The organism is Algoriphagus persicinus, assembly GCF_035156415.1.
In the GTDB taxonomy this organism is placed as follows: domain Bacteria; phylum Bacteroidota; class Bacteroidia; order Cytophagales; family Cyclobacteriaceae; genus Algoriphagus; species Algoriphagus persicinus.
Window position 1 is genome coordinate 1 of record NZ_JAYEEY010000035.1, and the last position, 21,886, is coordinate 21,886.

The 21,886-nt window shown below is 40.1% G+C and carries 8 protein-coding genes; 7 read left to right on the plus strand and 1 reads right to left on the minus strand.

The window, feature by feature from the left end; translation table 11 throughout:
* Positions 1–3,634 (plus strand): MBG domain-containing protein (locus U3A58_RS19630; protein WP_323826102.1); only part of this gene is annotated, 3,634 nt, incomplete at its 5' end.
* 160 nt (positions 3,635–3,794) lie between these two features.
* Complete coding sequence (locus U3A58_RS19635) at positions 3,795–4,763, plus strand: PorP/SprF family type IX secretion system membrane protein (RefSeq protein WP_323826103.1); 969 nt, start codon at positions 3,795–3,797, stop codon at positions 4,761–4,763.
* Positions 4,764–5,020: 257 nt separating this feature from the next.
* On the opposite strand, the gene U3A58_RS19640 is transcribed toward U3A58_RS19635, so the two are convergent.
* Complete coding sequence (locus U3A58_RS19640; protein WP_323826104.1) at positions 5,021–6,982, minus strand: PAS domain-containing sensor histidine kinase; 1,962 nt, start codon at positions 6,980–6,982, stop codon at positions 5,021–5,023.
* Positions 6,983–7,516: 534 nt separating this feature from the next.
* Here U3A58_RS19640 and U3A58_RS19645 point away from each other — a divergent pair.
* The 5 genes from U3A58_RS19645 to U3A58_RS19665 all read left to right on the plus strand — a co-directional run bounded on the left by U3A58_RS19645 (position 7,517) and on the right by U3A58_RS19665 (position 21,885).
* A complete protein-coding gene (locus tag U3A58_RS19645) occupies positions 7,517–8,041 on the plus strand; it encodes a DUF421 domain-containing protein (RefSeq protein WP_323826105.1) in 525 nt (174 codons plus the stop codon).
* A gap of 1,175 nt (positions 8,042–9,216) precedes the next feature.
* Positions 9,217–10,179, plus strand: coding sequence for a GDP-L-fucose synthase family protein (locus tag U3A58_RS19650; RefSeq protein WP_323826106.1), 963 nt, complete (start codon positions 9,217–9,219; stop codon positions 10,177–10,179).
* Between the two features lie 29 nt (positions 10,180–10,208).
* A complete protein-coding gene (gene gmd / locus U3A58_RS19655; protein ID WP_323826107.1) occupies positions 10,209–11,354 on the plus strand; it encodes a GDP-mannose 4,6-dehydratase in 1,146 nt (381 codons plus the stop codon).
* 38 nt (positions 11,355–11,392) lie between these two features.
* A complete protein-coding gene (locus tag U3A58_RS19660; protein WP_323826108.1) occupies positions 11,393–17,869 on the plus strand; it encodes a polyketide synthase in 6,477 nt (2,158 codons plus the stop codon).
* Positions 17,866–21,885, plus strand: coding sequence for an amino acid adenylation domain-containing protein (locus tag U3A58_RS19665; protein WP_323826109.1), 4,020 nt, complete (start codon positions 17,866–17,868; stop codon positions 21,883–21,885). The genes U3A58_RS19660 and U3A58_RS19665 overlap by 4 nt, the downstream gene beginning before the upstream one ends.
* Position 21,886: the final 1 nt, after the last annotated feature.

Below are 21,886 nucleotides of genomic sequence, written 5' to 3' on the forward strand. Positions count from 1 at the left end.
CAAGTCGAAGACTTATGGCGAGGATAACCCAGCCCTGACCTTCACCTACACCGGCTTAGCCAATGGAGACACGAAAGTAGCAACCGAACCAAGCATCAGCACGACTGCTACAAAGAGCTCGAGCGTAGGAACCTATCCAATCACGCTAAGTGGCGGGTCGGATCAGAACTACGAGATCACGCTAGTAAGCGGTACGCTGACAGTTGGCAAAAAAGCAGTAACGATCACAGCCGATGACAAGTCGAAGACTTATGGCGAGGAAAACCCAGCCCTGACCTTCACTTACACCGGCTTGACCAATGGTGATACGAAAGTAACCACCGAGCCAAGCATCAGCACGACTGCTACACAAAGCTCGAACGTGGGAACTTACCCAATCACGCTAGCTGGCGGGGCGGACGATAACTATACCATCACGCTAGTGAGCGGTAAGCTGACTGTTGGTAAAAAAGCAGTAACCATCACGGCAGATGACAAGTCGAAGACTTATGGCGAGGAAAATCCAGCCCTGACTTTCACTTACACCGGCTTAACCAATGGAGACACGAAAGTAGCTACCGAGCCAAGCATCAGTACGACTGCTACAAAGAGCTCGAGCGTAGGAACCTATCCAATCACGCTAAGTGGCGGGTCGGACGATAACTACACCATCACGCTAGTGAACGGTACCCTGACAGTTGGAAAAAAAGCAGTAACCATCACAGCCGACGAAAAGTCGAAGACTTATGGTGAAGCCAATCCAACGTTGACCTTCACTTACACTGGCTTATCCAATGGCGACACGAAAGTAGCTACTGAGCCAACCATCAGCACGACTGCTACACAAAGCTCGAACGTAGGAACTTACCCAATCACCTTGGAAGGTGGATCGGATGATAACTACACCATCACGCTAGTAAGCGGTACGCTGACAGTTGGAAAGAAAGCAGTAACCATCACAGCCGATGACAAGTCGAAGACCTATGGCGAGGAAAACCCAACGCTGACATTCAGCTACACGGGTTTAACCAACGGTGACACGAAAGTGACCACTGAGCCAAGCATCAGCACGACTGCGACGCAAAGCTCGAATGCAGGAACTTACCCAATCACGCTGGAAGGCGGATCGGACGATAACTACACCATCGCGCTAGTAAACGGTACGCTGACAGTAGGAAAGAGAGCAGTATCCATCACAGCCGACAACAAGTCGAAGACTTATGGTGAGGAAAACCCAACGCTGACCTTCACTTACACCGGCTTAACCAACGGTGACACGAAAGTGGCCACCGAGCCAAGCATCAGCACGACTGCTACACAAAGCTCGAACGTGGGAACTTACCCAATCACGCTAGCTGGCGGGGCGGACGATAACTATACCATCACGTTAGTGAAAGGTACGCTGACAGTTGGAAAGAAAGCAGTAACCATCACAGCCGATGACAAGTCGAAGACTTATGGTGAAGAAAACCCAGCTCTGACCTTCACTTACACCGGCTTAACCAATGGTGATACGAAAGTAACCACCGAGCCAAGCATCAGCACGACTGCTACTCAAAGCTCGAACGTGGGAACTTACCCAATCACCCTGGAAGGCGGATCGGATGATAACTACACCATCACGCTTGTGAGCGGTACGCTGACAGTTGGCAAAAAAGCAGTAACCATCACAGCCGACGACAAGTCGAAGACTTATGGTGAGGCAAACCCAACTCTGACATTCAGCTACACGGGATTAACCAATGGCGACACGAAAGTAGCTACCGAGCCAAGCATCAGCACGACTGCTACACAAAGCTCGAACGTGGGGGCTTACCCAATTGAATTGGATGGCGGATCGGATGATAACTATACGATCACGCTAGTGAACGGTACGCTGACAGTTGGAAAGAAAGCAGTAACGATCACAGCCGATGACAAGTCGAAGACTTATGGCGAGGAAAACCCAACGCTGACATTCAGCTTCACGGGTTTAACCAACGGTGACACGCAAGTAGCAACCGAACCAAGCATCAACACGACTGCTACACAAAGCTCAAACGTAGGAACTTACCTAATCACGCTAAGTGGCGGATCGGATGATAACTATACCATCACGCTAGTGAACGGTACGCTGACAATCGAAAAGAAAGCAGTAACGATCACAGCCGATGACAAGTCGAAGACTTATGGCGAGAAAAACCCAGCCCTGACCTTCACTTACACCGGCTTAACCAATGGCGACACGAAAGTAACCACTGAGCCAAGCATCAGCACAACTGCGATACAAAGCTCGAACGTGGGAACCTATCCAATCACGCTGGAAGGCGGATCGGACGATAACTACACCATCACGCTAGTGAACGGTACGCTGACAGTTGGCAAAAAAGCAGTAATGATCACAGCCGATGACAAGTCGAAGACTTATGGCGAGGAAAACCCAGCCCTGACCTTCACTTACACCGGCTTGACCAATGGCGACACGAAAGTGACCACTGAACCAAGCATCAGCACCACTGTTACTCAAAGCTCGAACACAGGTGCCTATCCTATTACGCTGGGTGGTGGATCGGACAATAACTACACCATCACGCTAACCATCGGGACACTGACGATAAATAAGGCTGTACTTCAAATCCAGGCTATTCCACAAAGTAAAATATTTGGAGCTGCAGATCCTGAACTCACATTTGTGGCCACAGGATACAAAGGTTCGGACAACTTAAGTTCGCTCAGCGGGAAACTGGAGAGACAAGCCGGTGAGCTGGTGGGAACTTATGAGATTAGATTGGGCTCCTTGAACGGTGTCAACAACTATGAGCTGGAGTTTACAGCGGCATCGTTTGAAATTCTTCCTGCCGAACTGATTACAATCTCCAACCCGAATCGCATTACTACCCCATGGTCAGTCATGCCTGTAGGGCCAGGCCAATTGAATGTAGTGACGGCAGACGGTCAGGTTGTTCAAGTGCCGGTGGTGTGGAATACTGCCAATTTGAATCCCTTCAAAAGTGGGAACTACTTCCTGATTGGGACATTGCCACTTCCTGCCGGGATCCTGAATCTTGAGAGTCTAAAGGCAAGCTTGGAGGTAGTGGTATTGCCTAAGGCAGCACCGCAGGATGTGATCCTCAGCAACGATGACTTTGCTGCGGATCCAAAGAATTTCTTCCAGGAAATAGGGAATTTCACGGTGATCGATCCTATCGATAACGTACATATCATTTCCTTGAAAGCTGGAGCAGCAGATAATCAATATTTTGAAGTGAAGCAGGGCATCTTGTTCTGGAGCAGCGCAGAGGAAGCATCAGGCAAGACGCAGTTTACGGTTGTGATACTGGTAGAAGACCGAGATGGTAATGTGATAGAAAGATCATTCACTATCAACAGAGGTAGAACTGACATAATGGAACTTGAAGTCTTCAATACCTTCACTCCGGACGGAGATGGTATGAATGATACTTGGGGCGTGCCTGATCTGAGGTATTTCACAGGAGTAAGAGTCCAGGTGTTTGACCGAAACGGAGAGAGACTCTTCTACACCGAAGATGCGGATACCCGATGGGACGGAACATACAAGGGTAAGGATATGCCTGTAGGGACATACTACTGGATTGTAGAAGTGATCGAAACAGGAAATGTCAGAAGAGGAATTTTGACACTTCTGAAAAAATAAATCAAATAACCCGGGCATCTCGGTGCCCGGGTTTCAAACCACCTTCAATCCATCTCAAACTGATTCGATATGAAATCGAGCATGACGAGTACGTCACACACTAGGATGATTATTCACTATGCGAGATTCCATGTGACCAATAAAAATCAATTATAAACACATGAAAACAATAAAATACAGCCTATTCATCCTCTGCGCACTTTTAATTACTGCCACCAATTCTTTTGGGCAGACGCGAAAGAACATTTCCCAGTTTTCCCATTTTCAGAGTTACTTCAATCCAGCCTTGTCAGGATATGAGGGCTCGACTGTCAGAGGTTTCGTCCGGAACCAGTGGGCAGGATTTGAGGGAGCCCCTCAGACGTTCTTCTTCAGTACTGAGATTGATTTCGGGGAAATAGCTGGAGAATCAGATCCCGCTTTGATGGGGAAAAACGCTATTTCCATCAATTTGCTCCATGATACTTATGGAGCTTTTCGGGACAATGAACTGATTATCAATTACGCCAGCCGGGTAAGATTAACCGAAAATCACAACTTAAGACTTGGAGCGGGAATCAACTATCAGACAGTTCGTCTGGATGGCAATGCGATGTCCACCGAGGAGCAGAATGACCCTACCCTGGGACAGTATTTTGGCTCTTTCTCAAATATGCGGTTTCTGGATGCCAACATAGGCATTGCCCTGACTCATCGACAGTATTACTTGTCCTATGCTATGCATCGGATAAATGGTGGAAAAGTCAGTAGTGGTGACAACTTTATGGATGGTTATCCCGCAGAGCAGATTATCCAGGCAGGCTTTCGTGAAGTAATAAATCCAAACTTATCAATCATAACAAATGCTTTTTTCAGAAGTCGTAGGGACCTTCCAAATGTACTGGAGCTGAATATCAAGGCACTTTTGATGGACAAAGTGTGGGTAGGTGCAGGACATAGAATTGACTACGCCAGCAATCTTCAAGTAGGGTTTTTGACCCAAAGAATGAAAATCGGCTATCTCTATGAATTCCCGATGGGAAGAAGCTATCTTTTGCCTGGAAGCACACATGAATTCACCGTGGTGCTGAACTTGTTCAAAGACAATGTGAAGAATAAATTCGCAAAAGATGAGGTGTTGATTTGGTAACCATATCAGTCAAAAACCCTTTTGAAAATAGTGTTAATCGGCAAAGCTTTCATTTAAATCAGGAAATACCTAAAATCAAAAAGCAAAGGCTCCAACAGGATAAGTATAACTTGAGATACGGGGTGAAATTGCAATGATCTTTGCTATCCGGCTACTGGAAAAATTAGCGGATAATCATATTTTTTTTTAGAATATTGAGTTTTAAAAATTGCCTTTGGCTTCAAAAAGCCAAAGGCATCGATTTAAAACTCCCGTCTCTACTCTCTAGGCAAGTAAATGGTAAAAATTGAACCTAGTCCCGGAGTACCTTCGGCTACTACTAAACCATTGTGGTTGGTGACAATTTTTTTTACAATAGATAAGCCAATTCCTGTTCCAGAATATTCGTTTTTGCCATGCAGCCTACGAAAGGCTTCAAAGATTTTTATGGCAAAATCCTTCTTAAAACCAATGCCGTTGTCTTCGAATTTTATGATGCAGTATTCTGTTTGTTTGTTTGCTTCCGGATGATTGACTTCTTCTCCTAGAATGTATTGAGAAGTAATTTTGATATGAGGTGTTACTTCAGATCTGCTATATTTAATAGCATTGCTTATTATATTCGTAAAAAGCTGGGAGAGCTGAACGTGCATACCATTTATCGTAGGAAGATTTTGATATTCTATTCTGGCTTGTTTTTCATTAATGCTTAACTGAAGGTCATTTTTTGATTCTTCTACAATAGTATTCAAATCACAGGGGCCAAAATGCAATTCAGAACTATCGATTCGGGAAAAATCTATGAGCGAAGTGATCAGATTCCGCATCCGTTCACTGGCTGAAATTATGAAATTGAAATCAGTCTGTGTTTTTTCTGAAAATTTCTCTGATTCAAGGATTCGTTGGCTAAAAAGCTTTATCATCCGGAGAGGTTCCTGTAAATCATGACTTGCAATGTAGCTGAAAGATTTCAGTTCGGCATTTGCTTCTTCCAGTGCTCTGTTTTTCAAATCAAGCATTTGGTTTATTTTGTCAAGAGCTTCCTGTGACTTTTTTTGTTCCGTAATATCCCTTGAAACTGAAATGATCTGCTGTACAGGATCCCCGGGTTTGCCAACGGGTGATACCAACACATCCCACCATTTAGGAGTGCCCTTGGCTGTGGGGCAGAACGCTGTAAACTGCCCTATTTCTCCTTTCAAAGCCTTATCCACTGATTCCCTTACCAATCCTTCGTTTTCACTGCCCCAAATCGTCCACCAGCTTCTGTCTTTATAGTTTGAAAAATCATCAATCTCCATATGGCACAGCCCATTGAAATTCATAAACTGAATCCGACCTTCTGTATCCAACACTTTCAAACAATCCGGGCTACTTTCCAATACTGTTCGGTTGAAGAGTTCACTAGCCTCTATTTGCCTACGGACAATCACCGATTCCGTGATTTCTGTCCCAATCAGAATAATACCATTAATAGTATTGTCTGAATCACGTAAAGGCTGATAAACGCTATTGAAATACGCCGTTTCAAGTTTTCCATTTCGGGTAAGTTGAACCGGTGATTCGTTGGCAATAAATGGCTCCCCAGTAGCATAAACTTCGTTCAGTATTTTTGCCAGGCTGTCCTCCAACTCTGGAGATGATTCAAATATGGGTCTGTTGATTATTTCCTCATAGGATTTTCCCCAAATTTCAAGTGTCATTTTATTAACCGTCGTGACAATGAATTCTCGCCCTTTGAATGTAGTATTCAACCCTGGAGCCTGTAAAAGGATATTATGGAATTTATCTTCCCTATCATTGATTTGGCTCCTGGCTTCAATCTGCCTGCTTACATCTGTGACATGAACCAAAATTCTTTCTGTTTTTCCGCTTTCATCAGATAAAGGCTGAATGACCAGGTTTAAATAACGTTTTTCCAGGATACCGTCCTTTTTTCTTTTCAGATCCACAGGCAATTCATTGAATAGGAATGGCTCGCCGGTGTCAAAGACATTATCAAGAATTTGCCAATACCCCTGCTGTTCTATTTCAGGAAAAAGTTCCCTTGCAGGTTTTCCGATTATAATTTCCCTGTCAATAATTTTTTCGTAAGCTGCATTTACAAATTCGAAAATGTGTGTTTTGCCTTTAAAAATGGCAACACCTACTAAAGAATCCTTGAATGAATTGTAGAGCAAATTTTGTGCATCAGAAAAAGATTCAGACTCTTCTAGTTTATTAAACTTGGGACTTGTCATCTAATTAAGGCTATTTTGGGTAGAACAGAATACGATTTATTTTAGGTAGTTGTAATTAGCTATAACAGTTGTCAAGTTAGAGGAGTTCCTATAATTTAACCCGTTGTCTTAGTTAAAATTAGGTAAAAATAAATCATGCAGTAAATATGATTATCCGCTTCTTTGCCGGTTGATCAAAAAGAATATTGGAAAATGACTATCGCAGAATCATTATTGAAGGAAAATTAGGAGCATCTTCAACTAGATAACTTTTTTAAAGGAAGTTGCAATCCACGCTACATATTGAACATACATGTAACGGAGCCAGCCTAAGCAAAATGCTGATTTAAACCCATTTAAGTTCATTTGGATATGGATAAACCATTTTATATTCACCATTCAAGTCACTCAAATCAACTAAGCTCAACTGGTCATAGCCAAAAAATGCATAAAACCACTTCACTAAGTAGTTAGAATATAAATTGAAGGATAAGTTGGATTTCCCATTGTATTCATACTTTATTCCGTTTAGTCAGTTCATTTAAACGATATATCATGAAAAATATCTGGTTTGACAATTGGGAAAGCATTCTCAGGATAATCTTGGTAACCCCATTAGCCTACTTCACGATGGTGCTTATATTAAGGGTTTCCGGTAAAAGAACCTTATCAAAAATGAATGCCTTTGATTTTGTTGTTACTATTGCGTTAGGATCCACTCTCGCAAGCGTAGCTCTTACCCAAAATATTCCTTATACCAATGGAATCACTGCCATTCTTGTATTTATCGGGTTACAGTTCTTATTCACTTGGTTATCTGTGAGGGTAAAGGCGGTTAAAACCCTAATTACTAGTAGGCCATCATTAATCTTTTACAAGGGGGAATTTCTGAAACAGGCTATGAAAAAGGAAAGAATAACAGTGGAGGAAATCTACAGCACAGCTCGACAAAAAGGGATTTCTACTTTAGATGGAATCGATATGATAATTTTTGAAACAACAGGTGATATTTCAATGATTGAAAAGATAACGGATCATGCAGAAACGACCTATAAGGATGTTAAGATAAACCATCGATAATTGGCTGTATCTCAATTAGTCCGACGAACCTGTAAAGGTTTTGAAAAAATATCAGGAGCGAAAAAAAGCAGATATAAGGGAAATAGTTAGAAAGCCGATAGTTGTATCGGCTTCTTCATTTTTAGCTTAGCTCTTGTTATCGCTTCACACATCCTTGTTACCGCAGATGCATCATAGAAGTGGTTTGGTGAGTTTTCCTAAAAACCCTCACCGAGGGGCCTGCCCTCATCTTTATCATAGCTTACACAGCACACATCGAGTAGACGGCCTCGCCAACCTTTAAGTTAGCGAGGTGCGCCTACGCCACGGCGCACAGGTCTCACACCACCGTATCCCGATTCTCGGGACAGGCAGTACGGGTCTTCCCGAATCAAGTTCGGGACAGGCTTTCACTACTTCTGTGAGACCTCCATAGTTCTTATGGCTCGTTCCTCGTAGCTACTATGACCTCGGCTGACTTCTCAAACTTCAACTCGTGAAGTCCGAGATCTCCCTAGAGCCTGTCCCGCAAAGCGGGATAAGGACATACCCTAAAATCTAGGTACACACTTTTCGGGACATTGTTTTATTTTTTGCAGTAAAAATGATTACTGATAAATTCACTTTCAAACAATGTTTCTTGTAACTAAACACCTTTCTGGACACCTTTTAGATGTCTTCATTTTTTGCCTCAAGCACAAATTATGTATTATAAACTTCATTTATGTTGGTTTAAACTGTCAAAAAGAGTTTAGTCAGAGTTATAGATTGAGAAATATCTTACACACATCGGGTTAATCCTGCTCCCTTCCAAATTCTTCTGTTCTGAGTTTAAACAAGCCTTTTTTGGGTTGCAGATGATTTGAAGCATATTTTATCAATTTATTTTTTACAAATCCCATGCGGAGCAATTTTTGATTTCATCTGATTAAATAACCAGAATATTTATTATGGCTAAAATATTAGTATAATAGAATTTGCTCCAATACGGCATTGAATACTTTTGAATCAAGCCGTCATTACTCTTTTGATTTACCTCTGACCTTTAGTTAGAATCGTAATGAAACTGATGTGTGACTAAGATAATTATTAACTACCCATGCCAACTCTATAAAAGAGGCTATAGGTATTTTAGCCCTAGCATTACAGAAACCCAGCATAATACATTTTGATATTTGGTAAGTAAATTAAAATTTATGAAGAGTTATTTAACAAAGAAAATATATATCGCTGGTCATAAAGGTATGGTGGGATCGGCTATTTGGAGGAGGTTAGAAATAGAAGGAGCAAATAGACTTATTGGAATGAAAAGCAGTGAACTGGATTTAAGAAATCAAGCTGATGTACTTAATTTCTTTGAGCTCGAAAAGCCTGACATTGTAATCGATGCAGCTGCTAAGGTTGGAGGAATTATGGCTAATATTCAAAACCCATATAGTTTTCTTATGGATAATCTTATGATTCAAAATAATCTAATTGATGGTGCTTTAAAGAATGATGTAGAAACATTTGTTTTTCTTGGTAGCTCCTGTGTATACCCAAAATTAGCTCCCCAACCTTTGAAAGAAGAATATTTATTATCGGGTATTCTTGAACCAACCAATGAGTACTATGCAATTGCAAAAATAGCTGGAATTAAAGCTTGTGAGTCATTATTTGATACACAGAAGAAAAAGTTCTTTTCAATTATGCCATCAAATTTATATGGTCCTCACGATAATTTTGATTATGAATCCAGCCATGTGCTTCCCGCTCTTATCCGTAAATTTCATGATTCAAAGAAGAATGGAAATCAACCTGTAAAATTGTGGGGGTCAGGCAATCCTAGAAGAGAGTTTCTTCATGTAAATGATCTAGCGGATGCTGTTGTTTTTTTATTAGATAAAAAACTAAATAAATGTTTAATAAATGTAGGTACAGGAACTGACGTGACTATAAAAAACCTTGCCGTTATTATTCAAGATATTGTGGGACATCAAGGAGATATTCATTGGGATTTTTCCAAGCCTGATGGGACTCCTAGGAAAGTAATGAATCATTCAGTTATGAATCAAATGGGGTGGGAACCTAAAATTCAACTTTGGGATGGAATTAAAGATACCTATAAGTGGTATTTGCGAAATGAAGACAAGTTGAAGTTTGTTCAAATGGTTAATTAAATAGATAAGAAATATTAATTATTATAAATATGAAAGTAGCACTAATAACAGGAATTACGGGTCAAGATGGTTCTTATTTAGCCGAATTTCTTTTGAATAAAGGATACGTTGTTCATGGCATAAAAAGGAGATCCTCTTCATTCAATACTGACAGAATAGATCACTTGTATCAAGATCCGCATCAAGAGTTTCAGCGGTTCTTTCTTCACTACGGGGACTTATCGGATTCTCTCAATATAACGAAGATAATTAAAGATACAGCTCCAGATGAAATATATAATCTAGGAGCTATGAGTCATGTGAAAGTTAGCTTTGATGCTCCTGAATATACTGCGAATGTGGATGGTTTGGGTGTTCTACGAATTCTAGAAGCCGTTCGCCTTCTTGGAATGGAGAAAAAAACAAGAATATATCAGGCGAGTACTTCTGAATTGTATGGGTTGGTCCAAGAAATTCCTCAAAAGGAAGTTACACCATTCTACCCAAGATCACCTTATGCAGTGGCAAAACTGTATGGATTTTGGATCATCAAAAACTACCGAGAGGCGTATGACATGTTTGCCTGCAATGGGATTTTATTTAATCATGAATCTCCATTACGAGGGGAAACATTTGTCACCCGGAAAATCACAAGGGCAGTAGCTAGAATAGGTCTGGGTGTCGAAAACGTGCTTTATCTCGGTAATCTCGATGCCAAGAGAGATTGGGGACATGCCAAAGATTATGTAGAAGCCATGTGGCTTATGCTGCAGGCGGATGAGGCGGAAGATTTTGTCATTGCTACGGGTGTGACCACTACAGTACGCGAATTTCTGGTTTTAGCTTTCTCAAAAATTGGATTTACCCTTGATTTTATAGGTAAGGGTCTGAGCGAATTGGGTATGCTGACTAGCATAGATTACGATGTATGTTATGATGTTTTGGGCGAAACCATAGAAAATTGGCCTGCATTGGGGCAAGTGTTAGTTAAAGTAGATCCTGAATATTTTAGACCTACTGAAGTAGAATTGTTGATAGGGGATCCAAGCAATGCCAGAGAAAAATTAGGATGGAAACCTAAATATGATTTAGAGGCCTTAGTTGAAGAAATGGTCATCCGCGATGTAGAATCAGCGAAATGCGATATTTTCTTGTCAAATCAAGGTTATCCCGTTAAGTCTCATATCACTTATTAATATTTCTATCATAGCATTTTACTTTAATCTGTTACAAAATGAACCTTCTAAGTACAACTTCTACCTTTGATTCTATCATAGATATTGTGGAAATGTCTTGGAGTTTATATTCATCTGAGACTGCTCTGGTATCAAATGAGGAGGAAATTACCTATGGGGAGTTAAAAAATAAGGTTTCCTTAATTAGCTCCATCTTAATAAAAAACTATCCTAATGAGAATATAATTGCCATTTCTAGCTCAAGAAGTACTCAAGCTATTATTAACATTTTGGCAATTCTAAAAGCTGGCAAAACCTATCTTCCCATTGATTCCAATTATCCTCAAAAGAGAATTTCTCAAATAGTAGCAGATTGTGGTGTTAAGTATTATTTAAAGAGTCGTTCCGAAGATTTTCTACCTCTCGAACCAGTTGATATAAATCAATCATCAACATTAGATTTAAGGGATGAAACCAGGTATTCGAGATTAGCATACATCTTATATACCTCGGGATCTACAGGAAATCCTAAAGGGGTATGTGTTCCTCACGCTGGAATTATCAGTCTAATTAAATGGCAAATTCTGGAGTCTATTTCTGGACCTGGAGTTAATACCCTTCAGTTCACCAGGTTATCATTTGATATTTCTGTCCAAGAAATATTCAGTACACTTTGTAGCGGCGGCACATTACATATAGTTGATTACGAAGTAATTAGAGATAATCGACTTTTAATCCAGGCTTTGGTCGATCGAAATATTCATAGAATTTTCTTGCCTTTTGTAGCACTTCAGGGAATTGCAAACGAAGCCGAAAGTTCAAAGATTTACCCCAAATTTTTGGAGGAAGTGATGACTTGTGGAGAGCAACTCAAATCTACGCGGGCGATTAAAGATCTATTTCTAAATGTGGAAAAGGCTCGGCTCTTTAACCAATATGGTCCAACGGAGTGTACTTGTATTGTGACTCAACTAGCATTGGACAAAAATCCTGGGTCCTGGGATGATCTTCCAACTATTGGAAAGGCTATAGACGGAGTAGAAGCTATGATTTTGGATGAGAAATTAAATCCAATTTCGGAAATAGGTAAAACAGGAGAGGTGTATTTTTCAGGGGTGTGTTTAGCGGATGGGTACCTAAATAAGCCTGAGATTACTTCCAAAAGTTTTTTTAAGCTAGAATCAAATGGAAAAAATGTCTACAGGACTGGGGATTTGGGATATTGGACTGAGCAAGAGGAAATATTCTTTTTGGGGAGAATCGATGACCAGATAAAAATAAGGGGTTTTCGAATCGAAACAGGGGAAATCGAATCCGTGGCAGCAAAACTAGCAGGAGTATCTCAGGTAGCGATCACTGTAAATGAATATGAAGATGGGCAGAAATTTTTAAAACTCTTTTTTGTTTCGGAAAAGGATGATGTTTCCGAAACAGCCTTAATTGATTTTCTAAAAGAAAGATTACCAGATTATATGATTCCGACATTTTGTATAAAAATGGAGGAATTTCCTAAAACAACGAATGGTAAAATTGATAGAAAAGAGCTTTCTAAACTTAATAAAGTTGAAAATCCCAATTCTCAGAATTATTCTAAACCAAGAAACAAGGATGAGAAAAATCTTGCTCTGATATGGCAAAATATTCTTGGATTGGATAAAGTTGGTCGTGATGATCATTTTTTCGAGTTGGGCGGAAGTTCAATACTCGCCCAGAAAATGGCGATTCAGATTAATCAAATTTTTCAGCGGGAATTTTCTGTCACTAAAATATATCAGTTTCCAAAGTTCAGTGCCCAGGCTGAATATCTTTCTAAGAATGAGACTTTATCTCCAAAAATTAATCTAAAAGAAAAAACTCTAAATAGAGATGTGGCAGTAATCGCTACCGCAGGGAGATTTCCAGGTGCTCTAACGTCGGAACAGTTTTGGGACTTGCTTTTAGAAGAAAAAGAGTCAATTCGATTTTTCAAACTCGAAGAATTAGAGGGGGACGAACAAAAACTCGCCAAAGAAAACCCAAACTATATTAAAGCAAGAGGCATTATTGAGGACATCAAGACCTTCGATTACGCTTTCTTTGGATTAAACCCTAAGATAGCCGCTGTGATGGATCCACAGCAGCGATTGTTTCTCGAAGTCGCCTATGAAGTTCTTGATAGTGCTGGGTATATCGCTGACAAGCCCGCTAGCAAAGTGGGTGTTTTCGCTGGATGTAGTAGCAATGCCTACTATCAAAAGAACATCGTATTTGATCCAAAATTACCTCAAATATTAGGTCCTATCCAGCTCATGACAGTCACTGAAAAAGACTACATGGCTACCCGAGTTGCTTACCAGCTGGATCTAAGAGGGCCTGCAATCAGTGTTCATACTGCTTGCTCCACTTCATTGGTAGCAATTACCACTGCTGTGCAGAGTATTAGAAATGGTGAATGTGCCATGGCTATAGCTGGTGGTAGCTCGGTTGCCTATCCTATTAATAGCGGTCACCTTTTTGAAGAGGGGTCGATTATGAGTCAAGACGGACACTGCAAGCCTTTTGATGCATCAGCATCAGGAACATTGTTCAGTGATGGGGCAGGAGCAGTTTTGTTGAAGGATTACGATCAAGCTATCGCAGATGGTGATCCTATTTTGGCAGTGATCAAAGGGGTGGGAATTAATAATGATGGATTCACGAAGAGCAGTTTCTCTGCACCGAGTGTAGAAGGGCAAGCAGAGGCCATCCAAATGGCACTAGCAGATGCTCAGATGTCACCTTCTTCTATTTCATATGTTGAAGCTCATGGTACTGCTACTCCCATTGGAGATCCCATTGAGATTGAAGCCTTGAAGCTCGCTTTTGGTCCTGATGTAATCAATCAAAGCTGTGCAATAGGATCGGTCAAAGGGAATATTGGGCATTTAAATGCTGCAGCGGGAATTGCGGGATTTATTAAGACGGTTTACGCACTTCATTCCAAGACGATTCCAGCCTCAATTGGGTATTCTAAACCAAACCCAGCTATTGATTTTGAGAAAACTCCTTTTTACGTCAATTCAACTACAAGCAAATGGGAATCTGATGATTTGCGCAGTGCCGGTGTAAGTTCCTTTGGAATTGGTGGAACAAATTGTCACGTCATTTTAGAAGAGTTTCAAAACGAGGAGAAAATTACCTCCTCACTGGAAAATTTCGATCAAACGATCTTTTTTTCAGCTAAATCTGAGCAAAGCCTCGTTAGCTATGCTGGAAAATTAAAAGACTTTTTACTTAAAAATCCGGCACTGGATCTGGCCCAACTCGGATATAACATCAACAAGAAAAACCCGGGATTCAAGCTTGGGACGGCAATAAGATTTAAGGACTTTGAATCACTTATTTCTGGGCTTAATTCTGCTATTTCTGGCAAAAAGCTTCCCGTTAAACGAGTTGGAGATTTTAATTCTCCGATTTTCCTTTTCCCTGGCCAAGGTGCCCAATACCTTAATATGGGAAGCGATCTCTATGAAAAAGAGCCTGTCTTTGCGGAGGTCTTGAACCAATGCGATGCATTATTTGCAAAATATCTGGATACCAGCATTTTGGACCTTGTTTTTTCCAAAGATAATGATGAAAAAATGGAGCTGCGGCTTGCAAATACAAAGTATACGCAGCCGGTTATTTTTGCGGTGTCTTATGCATTAGCAAAGCTATGGGTGAGCAAAGGAGTGACTCCGGCAGCATTTTGCGGTCACAGCATTGGTGAGTTTGTCGCTGCTTGTTTAGCTAAAGTAATCAGCTTAGAGGATGCAGTAAAAGTAGTTGCGAAGCGGGGTGATTTGATTAGTAAGCTTCACCCGGGTTCGATGGTTTCGATTCGCAGTGGAGCCGAGAAGATTTTACCAATCTTAAGAAATGAACTTTCCCTAGCTGCGGACAATGCGCCAAATCTATGCGTGGTATCCGGGCCTACGGATTTAATTGAGGATTTTACCTTAAAATTAGAGAAAAGGGAAATACCTGCGAAAGTTTTAAGAACCAGCCATGCTTTCCACTCGGAGATGATGCATCCGGCTTTGGAAAACTTCAACGATTTTTTAGCTCAGATTAAGCTTAATAATCCTCAAATACCGATTCTATCTACAGTGACTGGAGATTGGTTGAAGGATTCTGAAGCCACTTCTCCAGACTATTGGACACAGCACATGAGGCTTCCCGTGCTATTTTCAAAAGCTGTTGGAAGATTAATGGATGAAATGCCAGAGGGTGCATTTATAGAAGTAGGCCCTGGAAATGGACTCGGAACTTTTCTGATGCAGCATCCAGATGCCAAGACTTTCCCTATCGTAAATAGCTTGAATCGGACTAGTGAAGTACTTGATTCTGAGCATTTTTACAGCCAATTCCAGCAATTGGTTAATAAGGGTCTTCGTTTGAATTGGAACGAAATATATCCCGAATCAGTGCAGGTAAAGTTTGCGATTCCAACCTATTCATTCGACAAAAAACCGTGCTGGATCGATGTGAATCAAAATTCCCATTCAAATAATGGGCATGAAGTCACTTTTGAAAGTCCTGTGAAAGAGGTGGTTTTCAACGCTGCTTTTAAAGATTCTAGCGATAAACCTTCTTCTACAGCAAAACAATTAAGATACATTCTGGAAGAAGCTTCTGGTTCTGAAATAAATGAGGATGAATTCAACTTTTCATTCTTTGAATTGGGGCTGGATTCCTTGATTTTGACCCAAGTTGCTTTCTCAATTAAGAAAGAATTCAACGTTCAAGTATCATTTAAGCAACTTAATGGAGAGTTAAGTACACCAGCTACTTTGCTGGGTTTCTTATTGGAGAATTCTCTGATACAGGAGGCTGTAAAAGCTCCTTTGGTGAAAGTTAATACCAATCAAAAGTTGCAGACCGCTACTCCGCGTGTGTATTCTGTCAATTATTTAAGGTCAGCAGAATCCAATGGAAATGGGAAGAAAGATCAGTATACTGGCTTGTCTCAAGAAGAGATACTGGAGCTGAAAAAGCCATTCGGTGGGGTTGCTCGAATTGAGAAGACTAGCTCTGAAGTATCTGAAGTCGCCAAAAATTTTATAAAAAACCTGATCAAGAGCTACAATTCGAAAACCGGGAAAAGCAAAGCATATACTCAGCAGAATAGAAAACATATGGCTGACCCGAGAGTAGTCAGCGGATTCAAACCGCTAACAAAGGAATTGGTTTATCCTATAGTAACTAAATTTTCTAAAGGATCGAGATTGATTGATCTCGATGACAATAATTATTTGGACTGGCTGAATGGGTTTGGAATCACATTGTTTGGACACCAATCTGACTTTATTAAAAAAGCGATTACTGCCCAGATTGCTGAAGGGATAGAAATAGGCCCCCAAAACGCTTTGGCAGGAATAGTCTCTGAGCGAATTTGTCGGTTGACTAATAATGAGCGGGTTGGACTGTGTAACACTGGCTCAGAGGCAGTCCTCGGAGCTATGCGAATTGCTCGAACGGTCTCTAATAGATCACTGATAGTTTGCTTTTCGGGAAGTTATCATGGAATCAATGATGAGGTTCTTGTCCGAGCAGGGAAATCAGGGAAAAGTTTTCCTGCTGCAGCAGGTATTTTGAGTGAAAATGTTCAGCAAATGCTGGTGCTTGAATATGGTTCTGAGGAAACGCTCCGAATAATTGCTGAGCGGGCTGATGAAATTGCAGCGGTCTTAGTGGAGCCTATTCAAAGCAGAAATCCTGAATATTTGCCACTTGAGTTTCTTAAATCTCTAAGAGTTTTAACTGCTCAAGAGAATATATGCCTGATTTTCGATGAAATTATCACTGGGTTTCGAAGTCACATCGAGGGAGTTCAGGGGTTGTATGATATCAAAGCCGACGTTACCACTTATGGTAAAGTTTTGGGAGGAGGATTACCGATAGGGGTGATTGCTGGTAGATCCAAATGGATGGATTCGTTGGATGGAGGATTTTGGGAGTATGGCAACGAATCCGTTCCTGAAGTTGGGGTCACCTATTTTGCAGGCACTTTTGTGCGTCACCCTTTAACTCTGTCCACCACTAATGCGGTGTTGGATTATTTGGAAGAAAAAGGAGGCTCATTTCAGGATGACCTGGCTCATTTGGCTAACAAAATGGTCGACGGAGCGAATAGAATTTTTGAAAAATACAATGCTCCATTTTACACGGTCAACTTTAGATCGCTGTGGCTAATTAAGGTTAAGAAGGAATTTCAATACTCAGAATTACTTTTTACGATGCTTCGGGAGCGAAATATCCACATTTGGGAAAATTATCCTTGCTATGTCACTGATGCTCATACTATCGAGGACGTTCATTTTACATTAAGCCAATTGGATGAGGTAGTCCAACTTTTAGTGGAAAACGAAATTGTAGCAGGTGATTTATTCCTCGCTTCAGGTCAGTGGATGAGCCAGGAAAATCCCCCATTTGAAGGTGCGAGAATAAGCCTAAATGATAAAGGCTTCCCTATATGGGTGAATCAGGAAGCGTACGTAGAATCTAGTTTAATCAAAATTCAATCTATTTTTTTATGAGACCATCAGAAGATATCCTTATCACCACCCCCAAAAGTCTTGACTCTTTTCAGATTTCTAGGGTAATACCGAGTACTGCCTCACAAATAGAAATATGGCTTTCCTGTCAACTGGGCGGTAAAGAAGCCAATATGGCATACAATGAGAGCATGTCCATTAAGCTCCATGGGGAGCTAGAAATTCTTTATCTTAAAACTGCTTTTCATACGGTAATTCAAAGGCATGAAGGGATGCGAGCGACTTTCACTCCTGATGGAGACCAAATGATCATTTTTAGTTCATTTCATTTGCCACTGAGATTCAGAGATATTACTCAGTTAAATGAAGAAAAAGAAATTGCATTTCTAAAAAAACATAGCCTTGATACAGGTGTATATGAATTTGACCTTGTAAAAGGTCCATTATATGTACTGGAGCTGATTAAAGTCAGAGAGGAGGAGCACATTTTAACCTTTACTGGTCATCATTTGATTTTTGACGGATGGTCATGCGGATTACTCCTGGAGGAGATAAGTATGGTGTATACTCAACTCAAAAACGGACAATCCATCCAGCTTCCCAAAGAAGATAAACTCTCTGATTTTATAGTTCAGCACTATAGGCTGACTCATTGTCCTGAGATAGAAAAGACAAGGTCCTATTGGAAAAATGAATTATCGGATCCTGATCCCCATTTCGATTTACCTATCGACTTTGAAAGGCCAGCTGTTAGAAAACTTAAAGCAAAACGACTTGAAGTAGCCTTACCTAAATCATTATTAGCCAAAGCCAAAAAATTTGCTGTCGAAAAAAAAGTCAGTTCAAATCTTCTCCTACTTTCTGTTTTCGAAGTGTTTCTATTTGAATGGACAGGGCAAAAAGATATCATAGTCGGAGTTCCGATGGCAGGTCAGGCGATTTTGAATAAGCTAAACCTAATCGCCCATTGCGTCAATCTTCTGCCAATGCGTTCACGCATTGATAGGAATCTCACATTTGAAGAATATCTTCAAATGAGGAAATCTAAGTTTAATGATTCTTTAGATCATTCCCTTATCTCTTTTGGGGCTTTGCTTCAAGACCTCCATATCAAGCGAGATACTTCTAGATTTCCTTTAATTCCGATAACATTTAACCTAAGTGTGACCAATTCAAGCTCGATTAAGTTCGAAGGCTTGACCTCATCCTTGATATCGAATCCAAAATCGTATTCGAATTTTGAAATCATTGTTGACCTTTTTGGAAATGAAGAGGAAATCATAGTTGAATGGACCTATAACGAATCTCTTTTTGATGAATCCAGTATTTGGGAAGCGGCTCAGAAGTACAATCTTTTGATCGAGAAAATCATAGATGCCCCTCATGAAAAGTTGAGTGGGTTGGACAGCTTTTTTGAGAATACGGGATTAGAAACAGAATTATTACTTCACCATCGGTCATCAAATGGAATTTCGGATGAGAGAGGAAACTCCAAGCAATCGATTGAAACTCAGGCAGCTCGATTTCCTGAAAAAATTGCGATCACCTTTAAAAATGAATCACTGGATTATGCTACTCTAAATTCCCGAGCCAATCAAATTGCTCATTATTTAATAAATAGAGGGGTCAAATCCGGAGATTATGTAGGGATTTACTTAGAAAGATCTTGCAACCTGATTGTTTCAATTTTAGGTGTCATTAAATCAGGTGCGGCATGTCTGCCAATCGATCGAGAAATACCAATTGAAAGAGCTAAGTATATGGTGAAAGACAGCGAAGCAAAGTTTTTGATCACTGATTTCTTTTCTCTAGAATGGAATGATATTTACTATAAAACACTTTATATCAATGAGTTAAATAAAGTAATATGTGGCTATTCTGAAGAGAATCCAAGTGTTGAGATTCTTCCAGAAGATCCTATTTATACCATTTATACTTCAGGATCCACAGGCAATCCTAAAGGCGTAATTCTTTCACACAGAAATCTCATTTATTTCACAAACCACACATGTAAGGAATTAGGATATACCTCCGATGATTCCATTGCCGGAGTTACTTCAGTTTCTTTTGATGTTTCGATGATGGAAATGGTAATTCCATTTTTGTTAGGAGCGACACTTCACCTGGTTGATCGTTATGATCGCAAAGACCCCAAACAGATCTTGGCGCTATTGAAAGAAAAGAAAATTACTAAAATGTTTGCTACACCGACCCATTGGCAGATGATTGTCCAATCGGGGTGGAACGAGAGATTCTCAAATCTTACCGTAATTTCAGGTGGAGAGGAATTAAAAAAATCCTTGGCATATAGTTTAAATAAGTATTCCAAGGAGGTTTGGAACGTGTATGGACCTACAGAGACAACTATTTTTGCCACTTGCAAAAAAGTGAAACCTGATGATCAAGAAATCACTTTAGGCAAAGCTGTAAAAGGAACCGAAATTTATTTAGTTGATGAAAACTCCAAACTTATTTCAGATTCAGGACTTGCTGGAGAAATCTGGATTTCCGGTGAGGGAGTTGCAAAAGCATATATCGGACTTGAGAAATTAACTCAAGAAAAATTTTCTAAAAACCCTTTCAAAAATGATAACAGCCGGATTTATAAAACAGGCGATCTTGGATCATGGACGCCTAATGGTGAGTTAAATTATTTGGGAAGAATTGATCATCAAGTAAAAATTCGAGGCTACCGAGTTGAGTTGGGCGAAATCGAACAAAGGCTTATTTCCTTTCCAGAAGTTGAAAATGCGGTAGTCATAAATAGAAAAGAAGCGGAAGGGATCAACAACTTGGTGGGTTGTTTACTGGTCAAAAAAGAATTCGGACGCACCCGATTAAAAGCTGACTTTATTAAGCAGATTCAAAGCGATCTATCTAAGGTACTTCCAGAGTATATGGTGCCTTCCCATTTTTACTTTTTTGAGGATTTTCCTCTGACTACTTCCGGAAAAATTGATCGCATTGCTTTAACCGGGCTTTTAGATACCCAAGATGATTTTTCAAGTAATTCAAATGAAAATTCCTTATTAACAGCTGATGAATTAAAAGTCTTTACCATTTGGAAGACCGTTTTAAGAAGAGATAATTTTGGTATTGATGATGATTTTTTTCTACTAGGGGGCCACTCCTTACTCGGGGTCCGAGTTGTTTCCAAATTAGAGACCGAGTTTGATGTATCCTTGTCACTTCTGACACTTTTCCAATTTCCGACCATACGTGGTCTTGTAGTTCACATCAACGGATTAAAAGAAGAAGATACTGATTCCATCGTATTAATTAAAAAAGGATCCCCTCATAAAGTGCTTTGTTTCGTGCATGGAGTAGGACTTAATCCTGTCGAAATTAATACACTTACCCGCAATATGGATGAGGATCAGACAATCTGGGGACTTCAATCACCCGCTGTATCTGGCAATCATGAACCATTGGAGAGCATTGAAGAGATGGCGACTTTTTTTATCAATGAGCTTGATAAGCAAAAAATAAATATGCCATATAACCTAATAGGGAATTCTATAGGTGGACTCATTGCTTTTGAAATGGCAAAACAATTAATAAATAAAAATAGACAAGTAGGATTTTTAGGTATGATCGACACCTTAGCTGTCCATTCACAGGACCCGGTACTTAGTTTTACACAAAGTATGAATATAAAAATCTCAAAATTGAAGTTTGAGTTTAATTTTTTCTGGAATGACCCCCTCTATTATTTAAAGTATAGAGTACGCTACCTACAGGAAATGGGGAGAAAAAAGTTTGGGATCAACGAAGAAGAAAACGCACTTGATTATCGAATTAGAAAAATCGAAGGTATTAATGAAAATGCTTGGATAAACCATAAACTAACATATTTGGATATTAAAATCACATTATTCTTAGCAAAAAGAAGGACATTTTTTGTCAAGGACTTCAAGACTTTTGGATGGGGAGAATTTACTGAAAAAGTAAATACAATCGAAATGCCAGGAGAGCATGCCAATATGCTTAAACCACCGTATGGTTCGGAATTTACCAAGTGCTTACAAAGAGAGCTGAATCATTATAGCAAGAATTAGA